The organism is Kordiimonas pumila, assembly GCF_015240255.1.
GTDB lineage: Bacteria > Pseudomonadota > Alphaproteobacteria > Sphingomonadales > Kordiimonadaceae > Kordiimonas > Kordiimonas pumila.
The window spans coordinates 3537784-3550121 of sequence record NZ_CP061205.1; the positions used below are offsets into that span (position 1 = coordinate 3537784).

A 12338-nucleotide genomic window follows, 5' to 3' on the forward strand; every position below is an offset into this window, starting at 1 on the left:
CATCCTTAAACATAGCCATCACGCGCTAACACAATAGTGTTATAAAGCCCTGATGTGTCTTTTGCTTACATATAAAATTCTATAGTCAAATTGAGTTGATTTTTTGCACCGCGTCTGGAAGCTAGTTTGGCTTGACAATAGCAAGTTTTACGTTTGAGGTTTATTAGGAGCAATAGGGGCCGTATGACAGACACAATAGAACAGTGGCTAGAGCTGATACTGCATTTTGCGGCAAATAAACCGCTTATTGCAGCATGCATTTTAGCGGCTACCACCTTTGCCTCTGAAGACGGCTCCCTGATCATAGGAGGCCTCTTGGTAGGAAGCGGCCATATGCCTGAAGGTATTGTTATCCCTGCACTCGCAACCGGTATTATCGTAGGTGATATTGGGCTTTACATTCTTGGTTGGGCTGCGAGCCATAATGCCTTCATTGCCTCAAAAGTACCAATAGAGCGCGCCATTAAATTAAAGAACTGGTTATCTCAGCGGCAATCTGCGCTATTATTCCTCTCCCGGTTCACCCCCGGCACACGTTTCATTACATATGTCAGTTTTGGCTTTCTTCGCATGTCCCTCGCACGCTTCAGCACCGTATTATCGATAGCTGCATGCCTATGGGTAACAGTAATGGTGCTTTTCATCAGTGAAATACAAGCTGCTGTACAGCATATGGGCCCCTATGTAGCGGCCACCACTACAAGCATCATTGCAATAACTGTCCTTTTTGGCCTGCCTCGGCTGTTAAAATGGTTAAGGCCCACCTCTATTATTTTAGACCATGAAAGCTCCGAAATTAGGAAACAGCATGCAACCAGCCACCGATAACGCACTAGCTGTGAAACATGCCATGCCTTTGCCCGAACATGCAGGCATGCCTGCCCTCGATGATACAGCCGCCGAAACATCTTGGTTTGAATTTGCCCCGGCACACTTTTTTTATGTCCCTATCGCCCTTTACTGTGCCTGGCTTTCCCTTCGGCATTTAGGCCCAACCCTACTTACCAATGCAAACCCGGCGTTGCCTTACTCTGGCCTTGTCGGTGAAAGCAAGTTTTCTGTACTGAACCAGCTAAACGGTACCGCACGGGATTACACGGCACCATATGCACGCTTTCTACGCTGGCCCGGGGATGGTGGCACGGATAGGACCTTCAGGGAAGCCACAAGCGGGATGACAGCAACTGGCCTACGCTATCCGGTTGTGGCAAAACCTGATATTGGCATGCGCGGCGCTGGTGTGCAGGTTATTAAAAACGACACAGACTTACGGCATTATATTTCAGTGTTTCCGTCCGGCGCTAATTTTCTGCTGCAAACACTCATCGATATGGAAGGCGAAGCAGGCATTTTTTATGTGCGTCACCCAGAGGAACCCAAAGGCCAGATCATTAGCCTCACTTTAAAATATTTCCCCTCTGTAATTGGGAACGGTACCAACACACTATATGAGCTCATACGGGCCGACAAACGCGCTGGCAAACTATCGCACCTATACCTAGAGCGCCATAAAAGCAAGCTAGACACCATAGTCCCTGACGGTGAGAAAGTACGGTTAGCCTTTGCTGGCAACCATTGTAGAGGCACCATTTTCCGCAATGGTAATGACTTCATTACAGACACCATGATTGACACTTTTGATAAGCTGGCAAAATCTATGGGCGAATTTTACATTGGCCGTTTTGATGTTCGATTTAACAGTTTTTCAGAATTGCAGAACGGTACAGGATTCAAAATCATCGAAGTGAACGGTGCTGGCGGCGAAGTAACCCATATTTGGGATTCCCGTATGACATTATGGGGCGCCTATAAAGCACTTATGGGCCAGTTTAGGCACCTTTATGTGATCGGGAACAAAAACCGAAAGAGAGGTTTTCTACCAACACCGCTATTCAGCCTTTTCAAGGCATGGCGCCACGAAAAAAAACTAACCAAACACTATCCAATAACGCACTAATAGTAGGAGAAAACCATGGTTTTTCTTAACAAATATGGAGACTGGATTGCGGCGATAATCATTGCCTTTATCCTATGTGGCAGCCTGCCTTTCAAATTTAGCGGGCACCCTATGCCAACCCATATTTTTAATGTTGTAGGTGAGTTTTTGGGGTTAGATTTTTTCAAAGCATATGGGGCTATCATCATTGGCATTGCAGAGCTCATTGCCTCCATACTCTTGCTCATCCCTAAAACTCGGGCATTTGGTGGCATTTTAACAATGGGTATTATGGCAGGCGCAATCTTCTTTCACCTCTTCACTCCCTTAGGTGTTACAGTCGAATATGTAGTGAACGGAGAAATAATGAGTGATGGCTCGCTATTTTATACCGCTATAATAGCTTTCATTCTTGGCACACTTATAGCCTACAGAAACAGGTCCAGACTAGCTTTGGTTGGAAACCACTTTAAATAAGAGCGGCATGCATTAATTGGGGCGTTTCATAGCCTGCCAACCAGAGCTACCGCCATGCAACAAAACCATTTGCCTCAACCTTTGTGCGTCTGCTTTACTTACATTAGCTTCTTTCATAAGGCCGACAAAAGACACCATATTACCACCGTAAAGGCGCTCACGAACAGCACCTAGCGTTAAGCCTGCCTCAAGGGCAAGAACACTTTCCAGAAACGGCAGGCAACCACGGCTTGTCATCTCTATCATCACATCATGTGACAGGCGCCGGGCTTTTCTTAGGTCGATCACATAGGCATGTATCTGAGCCGGGCTAGCATGCTCTAGGTGCTGCCACATAATATCACCGTGGGCCGCCTTAATAGCTTGCTGCGCTACAGTCTCTGTAACGCTATAATGCTTAACTAAAATATCCTGATATTCAGCAGAAACCAACAATATCAGCTGCTCAACAATAGAAAGCGGCAAATCAACCCGCTTTGTCATATGCTGAAGTATAGTTTCATTACCCCTAAAACGATTAAGGATTGTCGAGCATGTTTGCTCATGTAAAACAATTTTATTATTCCGCACTAAAAAACTTACCGGCTTTTCATTACCAACAGTAACAATGGCATGACATGTAGCAATCCCTATGTCAGACCGGCGCGCTAATGTTACATGTGCATGTTCTTCAAGCTGAGGAATAAGCCCTGCAAGCTCGGCGTCATTAAAGGCTTCAGTGGAAGCAAGAAAAGGGCCTGCAACGCTTTCAACATCGGTTGCTATTTTAGCAGCTAGATCAAAAGGCAGCGATTTGCAGGACCGCAATTCAAAAGCCAGTGATTCGCGCACTTGTATAGACATATCCTGTGCAAGCATCCGGGCAACATTTTCTATTGCAACCCGTTCTTCATCGTCGGTGTGCCGCGCCAAAAAACTAGAAACTCTCTGGGTTAGCACCAGCTTTTCAAGCGTTGCAGCATTTACAACGTCAACTGTCCCTAACCTACTCATCACCAATGGGCCTGCTGCACTGAATACGGACATATCTTTTTATACCCTCACTCTGTACCGACGCCCCACCGGGTATTAACTTACCGCATAAGAGTAAAAAAAATGATAATTGAGCAGCCACCAACACACCAGTGTCAAAAAATGTAAAACCAGAAACTGTAATGAATGTCATGCCTTGCCTCCCGCTGGCACAGAATAGTTTTCTTTAGCCAGTTTCAGAATAGCAGGCGCTAGCTTCTCACCAACTTTTGCAGCATGCATAAGACGCACAAAAGATGTTTTATCTTCCAACCGCAAAATATCGCGTACACGCTGAATTGTCATACCAGCCTCAAGTGCAAGCATGCTTTCCAAAAACGCAAGGCTGCCTTTTTTAGCCATTTCAATAGCGATTGCAGGGTTCAAGCGCTGATTGGTGCGCAGTTCTGAAACAACAGCATGAATTTGCGTATCGTCAATTTTACGCACCTGATTCCAAATCATTTCAACTTTTGCATTATCAAAAATAATAGCTGCAACATCAGAACGTACTGGATAATGATTAAGCATGATTGACCGACAATGATCAGAAACTTTATCCATAATCCGGTCTACAATGGAAAGGGGCAAATCGGCGCGAGCGCTAAATTGATCCATAATCCAGATGTTATCTGAAAAGCGGTTTACCAGTGTTCCACAAACAGGCTCAGCAAGAACAACTCTGTCGTTCCTCACGAGTGTTGCTATACTGTCTGTCCGCCCGCTTTCAATGAGAGCACCAAGCACTTCGTCACTTAAATCATTTCTACGCGCTAGAGCAACCCGCGCATATTCTTGGAGTTGTGGAATAAGTTTAACCATTGCCTTATCAGAGATTGCCTTCGTTTCCTGAAGAAACGGCCCAGCAACTTCTTCAACATCTTTGGCTATTTTTTCTGCAAGGTCAGGAACCAAGCGATTGCAGCGGCGCAATTCATAGGCCAGTACTTCCCGGACCTGCCGAGAAATGTCACTCGCAAGCTTGCGCGCAATATCTTCTATCAGCGCACGGTCCTCATCCGCCTGATCAGCGTTAAGGTACTGACCAATACGTTTGGCCAGCTGGATCTTTTCCATTTTTACTGCATCTACTAATGATGCACTTGCGAACTGCATGGCTTCTACTCCATATCTGCCGTGCTGGCAGAAACCTTGATTTACGCCAAGATATCGCAATTGTTTTTAAAAATAGTCAATACTTCGATAAAATTTTATTTATTTAAACTATACTTATCTATACTTACATTTAATTTGAATAAAATTTTAACTAATTAGACATAGAACACTGTTTTACCAATAAGATTAAGCTTCAACAATTGCCTGCTCAAGCGGGTCACCTATACCCTGAACATTCAAATGGTCTATATGGGCCTGCACACATCCATATGCGGCCTTATATAAACTCGGTGTTAAATCGGCATCCTTGTATATGCTGCCCACGATAGCATGCACGTCCCCAACTCCAGCCTGCAGGCACATTCTTACCTGATTGTGCCTTTTGTGCCGATGCTTCCTCACTGCATCAATTCTTTCAAACGGTGCATAAACAGGGCATCCATGGCTGGGCAACATAAGGTTAGCATGAACATTTTCCAGCAGGTCAAGGCTATTCATATAGTCCAGAAAATTACCAAGCGGCGGTACAATCGCTGTCGTGGACCAAGCCATGACATGATCGCCAGAAAACAACACACCCTGCTCCGGCAAGACATAACACATGTGATTAGGAAAGTGCCCCGGTGTATGGAGAGCTATGACACGCCACCGTCCCATACCAATAGCCGTTCCGTGGCTAAGACTGTTGTCAGGAGAAAAGCAAGTATCAACATCTTCTTCTGTTTCTGCGGCAATGAGCTGACATAAGGGGCCATACCCATATGTTGGGGCCTGCATTGCAGCTTTCAGCAAGTGCGCTGCTGGGCTATGATCCATATGGGTATGGGTTACTAAAATACCTGCCACAGGTCTGCCATCAACAACTGCCAAAACAGCATCAACATGGCGGATGTCTTCTGGCCCCGGGTCAATAATCCACAGTGTTTCTTCGCCTACAATATAGGTATTAGTTCCCGGCCCTGTATAAGCGTTTGGGTTATTAGCAAGCACACAACTAATACCCTTCGCAACTCTAACAGGCTGATAATATTGTCGTTTTATTTCGCCCAAATCATTCACTCTAGTTCAGCTTGTAAGAGGTTCTATGCTTAGAACTTTAGAATGACAATATTACAAAGGTCATATCAACCCTCTTCACACCCTAGTGACCAATCACAAAAAATCCAGCACCGCAAAGCCGTGTCATTTCACCAAGGTTTCCGGCACATTGGCAAATGAAATACACGCTTTTGTTCATTATGATTATTTATGTTAGCAAAATGTAGGCTTAAACTCGGTTATGAAGGCTACTTCTGTGTTCAGACCAGAACATTTCATGGGGAAGAAGAAGTTGCCGTATGGAGGGACTATGACAACTGAGCAAATCACTGGGGGCAAAGCGCTTGTTGACGCCCTTATAACAAACGAAGCCAACATTGCATTTGGTGTGCCAGGCGAAAGCTATCTTGCCGTTCTTGATGCTTTACACGATGTATCAAACAAATTGCCCTTTATAACATGCCGCCATGAAGCAAGTGCTGCTAACATGGCAGAAGCATATGGCAAACTAACGGGCAAACCCGGCATCTGCTTTGTCACACGTGGACCCGGTACAACCCACGCCTCTATAGGCCTGCATACCGCCTACCAAGACAGCACACCGATGATTATGTTTATTGGGCAAGTTGCCTCTGACCAAATGGATAGAGAGGCCTTTCAAGAGATTGATTATCGTCGCTTTTTAAGTGAAGTGACAAAATGGACCGCCGAAATTCAAGACCCTAACCGCATTGCTGAATATGTGGGCCGCGCTTTCCGTGTTGCAACATCAGGCCGGCCTGGGCCTGTCGCACTTGCTTTACCAGAGGATATGCTCAGAAAACTATGTGGTGAACAGCAATCAATGCCATATACACCCACGCTTGCACACCCCGGGCAAGCTGATATGGCTAGTATGAAAGCGCTTCTTGAAAAATCAGAACGCCCCCTTCTTATGCTGGGGGGCAGCGGTTGGTCTGCCACTGCAGTGCATGAAATTGAACAATTCTCCGAAAACAACCATATCCCCGTGACTGTTTCCTTTCGTTGCCAAGACAGGTTCAATAACAATCATCCAAATTATATTGGTGATATGGGGATCGGTGCAAACCCGGCATTGATTAAACGCATGACAGATGCCGATGTGCTGATAGTTCTTGGTCCTCGCCTCGGTGAAATGACAACGGATGGCTACAATCGTTTAAAAGTGCCGGTGCCGGACCAAACTCTTGTTCATATTCATCAGGGAGCAGAGGAACTGGGACGCGTCTATCAGCCAGATCTAGCAATTAATGCAACACCCATTACCATTGCACCTTTCCTCGCATCCATGAAACTCGCGGGCTCGAACCCCTGGAAGAAAGATACATTAGAAGCGAGAGCGTCCTTTGAAAAATGGACCACCCCCATAGCAAATACTGGAGATGTGCAGTTATCTGACCTGTACCGTTATATGCGGGAAACATTACCAGATGATGCTATTGTTTGTAACGGCGCAGGTAATTATGCTTCTTGGCTACACCGTTTCTATCGATACAGAAGTTTTCCTAGCCAGTTAGGCCCCACTTCTGGGGCTATGGGCTACGGTGTGCCATCTGCCATAGGTGCCAAGCTCACACACCCTGAAAAAACGGTTATCTCTATATCTGGTGATGGCTGTTTCATGATGAACGCAGTAGATCTTGCAACCGCCGTCCGGTACGGAGCCAATGTTGTATTTCTGGTTTTTAATAACAATATGTATGGCACAATCAGGATGCATCAGGAACGTGAATATCCAAGGCGAACGTCAGGAACTGACCTGACCAACCCTGACTTTGTCAAATTTGCCGAAAGCTTCGGTGTGCAAGCAGAACTTGTTACATCAACTACAGCTTTTGCACCAGCACTGGAACGTGCCCTAAAGGCTGGCAAACCTGCGTTGCTTGAAATTCGGGTGGACCCTGAAGCTATAGCACCAACAACAACCCTGTCTGCACTTCAAAACAGGTAAAGCAGTCGCCATTAAAAGCATTAAGACGTCACGGCCTATTGCTGTGACGTCTTTGCTTTGATGCCGAGTCGAATAGTTACATTTAACGTATAATTTAAGATAATTTTTCAAAGCTGTACTGCAAATTGGAAATTTAACACTGCTATTTTTCACATGAGTTTTGGAGTAATTTTTACCTATTCAGGCATAGGAAAAATAAAACCCGTCATCCCAATTAGCGGAAACATATATGGTCCAAAAACACAAAGTCTTGTTTGTAAGAACAGATGCCCAAAAACCCCCTAGTCATCAGGTAACACATATTGGCGGCACAATGCCTGATGGAACACCGTGGTCTATTTCAGCAGAAGAAGCTATTTCCAGTATTCAAAGCGGTAGGTTTGCTTTTTTTATGCACCGCGAAGATCAGGGAGCAGAGAGAATAGTCGTTGCCCACAACCCTGTTTATGGTGCCTTTCTTAGGGCTGAGAATGACCGGCAAATGCCAAAGCGTTTAATGCAGTTACCAGAGATTGAGCAGAATAATCATTACTAACCCTGCCCTCCAACGGCTAGGTGCTGCACCAACAAAAACGGCTCATTTGATCGTTATCACATCATAGAAAAGCCCCGCAGACATAATCTGCGAGGCTTTTTATTCATGTGGTGTTGGTATCGAATTAACGAGTACGAACTACCATACCGTCACGCTCAAGGCGCTTACGCTCCAGCTTGCGGGCACGGCGCACTGCTGCGGCCTGCTCACGAGCCCTCTTTTCAGATGGCTTTTCATAAAAGCGACGCATCTTCATTTCGCGGTATACGCCTTCACGCTGAAGTTTTTTCTTCAGGGCACGAAGAGCTTGATCCACATTGTTATCCCGAACGGAAACCTCCATGGGTTTCTCACTCCTTTCATAGCCATAATTCGCAAGTGGCAAGTCGGGCGCACACTCACTGGGCCCCGGCCATATAGCAAAGCAAACTATAGCGCACAAGTTAAAATCACGAAAAAGGCTTCTGCACCCTCAAAAAAGGTACACTGCCTTTTATTTCCTGACGGACTATACCACATTTTTTAGGCAATGCAAAACGTGGCTCTATGTCAGCTCATTATATGGTGGCTTGATGATATCGTTCTAAAAGAGTAGGCTTACTTAAAGGCAAGGAAAACCTATGACATGTGATAAAACACCAGAAGAACTGCGCCAGCCGCTCCTAAAGGCAATGCTTTTACATGTGCCGTTTGATGGCTGGTCGGTCAAATCCCTGAAAGCCGCAGCTAGTGATATTGGTATATCATTTGAGCTTGCCGAACTTGCTTTCCCACGCGGTGCTATAGAGGTTTTAGAATATCACCTGACTGAGGCGGACGCCCTACTCGCAGCCGAGCTTGCAGAGATGAAGCTGCCCACAATGAAGATAAGAGACCGAATCACTATAGCTATCCGCACACGCCTAACCGAGCAACTGGTTAACAGAGAAGCCGTAAGACGTGGCCTAGCAACCCTAGCCCTACCCCAAAACATTGCCCTAGGCAGTAAGGCGCTCTGGAACACTGCCGACATTATGTGGCGCGCCGCCGGTGACACCTCAACAGATCACAACTGGTATACAAAGCGAGCAACCTTATGCGCTGTATACAGTGCCGTACTGTTATACTGGTTAAACGATGATTCTGACGGCTATACTGAGACATGGGCGTTTTTGGATCGCCGGATTGAAGATGTCATGAAAATTGAAAAAACCAAATATGATATGCGCCGCACGACCGCTCATATACCTTCATTATCAAGGTTTTTAGGGCGTCTACGCTACCCACAGCTATAACCCCGGTTATATGGATTGGCAACGGGCATGACAGGCAGGCAAAATATCATACCCCTCGTGTCTCTCGACACAGAAACTGCCGCGACCATGAACCGCTGGGTACGATACCTGACGAGTGAGCGCCACATGTCAGACCATACAGTTTCAGCCTACATAAGCGATATGAATAGCTTTTTTAAGCTGCTTACAGAATATCGCGGTGCAAATGTAACACTGACGCTTTTACAAAAACTTGAAATACGTGATTTTCGAGCGTTTTTAGCTAAACTGCGCAGCAACAAACTATCTGCACGCTCTACCGCACGAGCGTTATCGTCCATCCGAAACTTTTACCGCTATTTAGCCCGCGTAGAAAACATTAATAATGATGCAATTAAAGCAATACAGGCGCCCAAGATTCCACACCGTGTGCCTCGCCCCCTCTCAGAAGACGGCGCAAAAACACTCCTTGAAACAGTAACCGAGCAAGACATTGAAAGCTGGGTTGCAGCTCGAAATACAGCCGTTATTACCCTTCTTTATGGCTGTGGCCTGCGTATCAGTGAAGCGCTTTCCCTTAATGTCTGCGATATACCAAAATCAGACAGTATGCGGATCAGTGGGAAAGGTGGGAAAGAGCGCATTGTACCGGTTCTGCCTATCGTACGCACAGCAATCGACACATATATTAAACTATGCCCCTTCATTCTAACAGCTGACATGCCCTTGTTTGTAGGTGTTCGGGGCAACCGTCTATCACCGCGCTTAGTTCAGCTTGCAATGCAGGCCGCACGCATTGCCCTTGGGCTACCTGAAACAGCAACGCCCCACGCTATGCGCCATAGCTTTGCAACACATCTTTTGTCACGCGGCGGCGACCTACGCACTATTCAGGAACTGCTTGGCCACACAGACCTTAAGGCCACCCAAATTTATACAGAGGTAGACAGTGCCCGCTTAAAAGCCGTATATGATCAAAGCTTTCGCAGGAAATAGCCATAGCAATAGTTTATCAAGGCACTGAGATGACAAATTCAAGTAATCAGATTGACCGATTCCGCGGCTGGGCTGTTACGTGCCTTTATTGTGCGCTTGGATTATTTTCTATTCTAATAGCCCTTGCCGTATTAAGGTTATGGCCGCACATTCAGGGCTATTTTGCGTTAAAATCCTGCACATTCATAGCTTCCTTACTTGCCATTACTAGCTGCACAAATTCTTGCCTTCATTTTGCAAAGGTGATGAAAGCCAAAGTAGGCATTCCCCGTTTGCATATCCCCCCTTTTTTACTGGTAATGATTATGCTCGCGCTAGCAGGTAAGCTATTTGCAAGCATTTAAAATGCCTTAAATAGAGGTCCGAAAATAGCGAGTTTTTTCATGAAAAACAGATATAGTCGGTTGCATGAAAGAAACACACAACATCCTTTACGAAGCCTTGCTAAACCGTGACCCTACTTTCGACGGCCGGCTCTTTTTTGCTGTTGTAACAACCGGTATATATTGCAGGCCTGTATGCCCTGCACCAAAACCAAAACCACAAAATGTTTTGTATTTCCCAAAAGCTGATGCCGCACAAAAGGCAGGCTTTCGGCCCTGCAAACGGTGCCGCCCCGAAGCACGCGAAGGTAGCCCCGCATGGAAAGGTACACAGGCCACACTGGAGCGGGCGCTCAGGATACTGGCAACTCCCTTATCCGATAAGTCCATTGAACAGGTTGCAGATAGTCTTGGTATCACAGACAGACACCTACGCAGGCTCTTTCAGCACTATCTTGGTAAATCCCCGCTTGATGTACGGCAAGAGCAACGCCTGCAATTGGCACTTACATTATTGACTGACAAAAAATCACGCATCACAGATATTGCCTATTCATCTGGTTTTTCAAGCTTACGACGCTTTAATGCTGCTTTTAAGATTGCCTACGGCCTAAGCCCAAGCAACTGGAGAAAAGAACATGCATAACACCTATATATACACGGAATATCATAGCCCCGTTGGAGCCCTAACGCTGCTTACAAAAGAAAGTATCATTCTTATCTGCGAATTTTCTGATAAACCAGAGCGCATCACAAAGCAGATAGACCGGTTTTACACTGCGGTACAAATTACCCACGGCGCGCTTCCTGAACCTATTTTAACCGCATTTCAGCAATATTTTTCTGGAAATCTAGGCGCCTTGAATACCTTAGTGTCAGAACCAGAAGGTACAGTTTTTGAAAAAACCGTCTGGAAAACACTGCGAGAAATCCCTGTAGGCACAACTACTTCATATGGCATGCTTGCCAAAAAACTGCAGTCTGGCGCCCGTGCTATTGGGCGGGCAAATGGTAGGAACCCGGTATGTCTTATTCACCCCTGCCACCGCGTTATTGGTGCAGATGGTAGCCTAACAGGGTATGCAGGCGGCATAGAGCGTAAAGAGTGGCTGTTAGCACATGAGAATGCGCTTTAGCTCCCTCTGATTTGACAACAATCAAAGAACGTCCCATCATTAGCATGTAATATTCCTAAACCATATCTTGAAAGGGGGTATATTATGAGCAAAGACAAATCACTGTACCTTGTAGCCGTTGACGGTAGTGAATGGAGTGACAGGGCCGCGGCTTTTGCTGTAGAAAAAGCATCAAAAGAAAATGCCCGCATTATCTTTATTACCGTTATTCCTTGGTCAGGGTTTCAGCCATTAACGATGGATGAAATCGCTTATCGGCCTATTGATAAAGGCATTGAAGAAGATCTTGCAAAAAAAAACGTGCTTGATCCGTTATACGATAAATACAAGGATACCAAAATTGATATCAGCACCGAATATCACTGGGGGAACCCTAGCGAAGTAATCCATGATCGGGCAAAAAAACTAAAAGCGGCACAGGTATTTGTTGGTCGCCGTGGCCGGTCTAAAATCTCTGACCTGATCCTTGGCAGCGTTGCTAATACGCTTGCCCATACACTCGGCGTACCCATAACACTTGTACCCTAACCTAAGCTACACCCACA

At 45.9% G+C, this 12338-nt stretch carries 14 protein-coding genes; 10 read left to right on the plus strand and 4 right to left on the minus strand.

Annotation, left to right across the window (positions count from 1 at the left end; all coding sequences use genetic code 11):
• Positions 1-183: 183 nt before the first annotated feature.
• From ICL80_RS15715 to ICL80_RS15725, 3 genes are read left to right on the plus strand one after another with little or no spacing between them, the layout of a single operon-like run.
• Entirely contained in the window at positions 184-828 is a 645-nt protein-coding gene (locus ICL80_RS15715; RefSeq protein ID WP_194213674.1) for a DedA family protein, read from the plus strand.
• Complete coding sequence (locus ICL80_RS15720) at positions 809-1957, plus strand: ATP-grasp domain-containing protein (protein ID WP_194213675.1); 1149 nt, start codon at positions 809-811, stop codon at positions 1955-1957. The genes ICL80_RS15715 and ICL80_RS15720 overlap by 20 nt, the downstream gene beginning before the upstream one ends.
• A gap of 15 nt (positions 1958-1972) precedes the next feature.
• The gene (locus ICL80_RS15725; protein WP_194213676.1) at positions 1973-2413 is read left to right on the plus strand and encodes a hypothetical protein; all 441 of its coding nucleotides are present in this window, start codon (positions 1973-1975) and stop codon (positions 2411-2413) included.
• Between the two features lie 12 nt (positions 2414-2425).
• Here the strand turns inward: ICL80_RS15725 and ICL80_RS15730 are convergent, their stop codons facing one another.
• The 3 genes from ICL80_RS15730 to ICL80_RS15740 form a co-directional block, all read right to left on the minus strand.
• Positions 2426-3439 (minus strand): DUF2336 domain-containing protein, encoded by a 1014-nt coding sequence (locus ICL80_RS15730; RefSeq protein WP_194213677.1) that lies wholly within the window; start codon positions 3437-3439, stop codon positions 2426-2428.
• 135 nt (positions 3440-3574) lie between these two features.
• The gene (locus ICL80_RS15735) at positions 3575-4540 is read right to left on the minus strand and encodes a DUF2336 domain-containing protein (RefSeq protein ID WP_194213678.1); all 966 of its coding nucleotides are present in this window, start codon (positions 4538-4540) and stop codon (positions 3575-3577) included.
• 186 nt (positions 4541-4726) lie between these two features.
• A complete protein-coding gene (locus ICL80_RS15740) occupies positions 4727-5530 on the minus strand; it encodes an MBL fold metallo-hydrolase (RefSeq protein ID WP_194213679.1) in 804 nt (267 codons plus the stop codon).
• Positions 5531-5888: 358 nt separating this feature from the next.
• Between ICL80_RS15740 and ICL80_RS15745 the strand changes: the two genes are divergently transcribed.
• Together ICL80_RS15745 and ICL80_RS15750 are read left to right on the plus strand one after the other, a co-directional pair.
• Positions 5889-7550, plus strand: a complete 1662-nt coding sequence (locus ICL80_RS15745; RefSeq protein WP_194213680.1) for a thiamine pyrophosphate-binding protein — start codon at positions 5889-5891, stop codon at positions 7548-7550.
• A gap of 229 nt (positions 7551-7779) precedes the next feature.
• The gene (locus tag ICL80_RS15750; protein WP_194213681.1) at positions 7780-8085 is read left to right on the plus strand and encodes a hypothetical protein; all 306 of its coding nucleotides are present in this window, start codon (positions 7780-7782) and stop codon (positions 8083-8085) included.
• Between the two features lie 124 nt (positions 8086-8209).
• Here the strand turns inward: ICL80_RS15750 and rpsU are convergent, their stop codons facing one another.
• The gene (gene rpsU / locus ICL80_RS15755; protein ID WP_194213682.1) at positions 8210-8428 is read right to left on the minus strand and encodes a 30S ribosomal protein S21; all 219 of its coding nucleotides are present in this window, start codon (positions 8426-8428) and stop codon (positions 8210-8212) included.
• A 277-nt stretch (positions 8429-8705) separates the two neighbouring features.
• Between rpsU and ICL80_RS15760 the strand changes: the two genes are divergently transcribed.
• The 5 genes from ICL80_RS15760 to ICL80_RS15780 all read left to right on the plus strand — a co-directional run bounded on the left by ICL80_RS15760 (position 8706) and on the right by ICL80_RS15780 (position 12321).
• The gene (locus ICL80_RS15760) at positions 8706-9359 is read left to right on the plus strand and encodes a COQ9 family protein (RefSeq protein WP_194213683.1); all 654 of its coding nucleotides are present in this window, start codon (positions 8706-8708) and stop codon (positions 9357-9359) included.
• A gap of 27 nt (positions 9360-9386) precedes the next feature.
• Positions 9387-10334, plus strand: coding sequence for a tyrosine recombinase XerC (locus tag ICL80_RS15765; RefSeq protein WP_194213684.1), 948 nt, complete (start codon positions 9387-9389; stop codon positions 10332-10334).
• A 408-nt stretch (positions 10335-10742) separates the two neighbouring features.
• Positions 10743-11303, plus strand: coding sequence for a bifunctional transcriptional activator/DNA repair enzyme AdaA (locus tag ICL80_RS15770; protein WP_194213685.1), 561 nt, complete (start codon positions 10743-10745; stop codon positions 11301-11303).
• On the plus strand, positions 11296-11793 hold the full coding sequence (locus tag ICL80_RS15775) for a methylated-DNA--[protein]-cysteine S-methyltransferase (protein WP_194213686.1): 498 nt from the start codon (positions 11296-11298) through the stop codon (positions 11791-11793). Before ICL80_RS15770 ends, ICL80_RS15775 begins: the two co-directional genes overlap by 8 nt.
• 84 nt (positions 11794-11877) lie before the next feature.
• Positions 11878-12321, plus strand: a complete 444-nt coding sequence (locus ICL80_RS15780; protein WP_194213687.1) for a universal stress protein — start codon at positions 11878-11880, stop codon at positions 12319-12321.
• Positions 12322-12338 lie beyond the last annotated feature (17 nt).

Coding starts and splice junctions, on each gene's coding strand:
- ICL80_RS15750 (WP_194213681.1), top strand. CDS start 7,780: ATGGTCCAAAAACACAAAGTCTTGTTTGTAAGAACAGATGCCCAAAAA.
- rpsU (WP_194213682.1), bottom strand. CDS start 8,428: ATGGAGGTTTCCGTTCGGGATAACAATGTGGATCAAGCTCTTCGTGCC.
- ICL80_RS15775 (WP_194213686.1), top strand. CDS start 11,296: ATGCATAACACCTATATATACACGGAATATCATAGCCCCGTTGGAGCC.
- ICL80_RS15745 (WP_194213680.1), top strand. CDS start 5,889: ATGACAACTGAGCAAATCACTGGGGGCAAAGCGCTTGTTGACGCCCTT.
- ICL80_RS15770 (WP_194213685.1), top strand. CDS start 10,743: ATGAAAGAAACACACAACATCCTTTACGAAGCCTTGCTAAACCGTGAC.
- ICL80_RS15730 (WP_194213677.1), bottom strand. CDS start 3,439: ATGTCCGTATTCAGTGCAGCAGGCCCATTGGTGATGAGTAGGTTAGGG.
- ICL80_RS15765 (WP_194213684.1), top strand. CDS start 9,387: ATGACAGGCAGGCAAAATATCATACCCCTCGTGTCTCTCGACACAGAA.
- ICL80_RS15780 (WP_194213687.1), top strand. CDS start 11,878: ATGAGCAAAGACAAATCACTGTACCTTGTAGCCGTTGACGGTAGTGAA.
- ICL80_RS15715 (WP_194213674.1), top strand. CDS start 184: ATGACAGACACAATAGAACAGTGGCTAGAGCTGATACTGCATTTTGCG.
- ICL80_RS15720 (WP_194213675.1), top strand. CDS start 809: ATGCAACCAGCCACCGATAACGCACTAGCTGTGAAACATGCCATGCCT.
- ICL80_RS15735 (WP_194213678.1), bottom strand. CDS start 4,540: ATGCAGTTCGCAAGTGCATCATTAGTAGATGCAGTAAAAATGGAAAAG.
- ICL80_RS15760 (WP_194213683.1), top strand. CDS start 8,706: ATGACATGTGATAAAACACCAGAAGAACTGCGCCAGCCGCTCCTAAAG.
- ICL80_RS15725 (WP_194213676.1), top strand. CDS start 1,973: ATGGTTTTTCTTAACAAATATGGAGACTGGATTGCGGCGATAATCATT.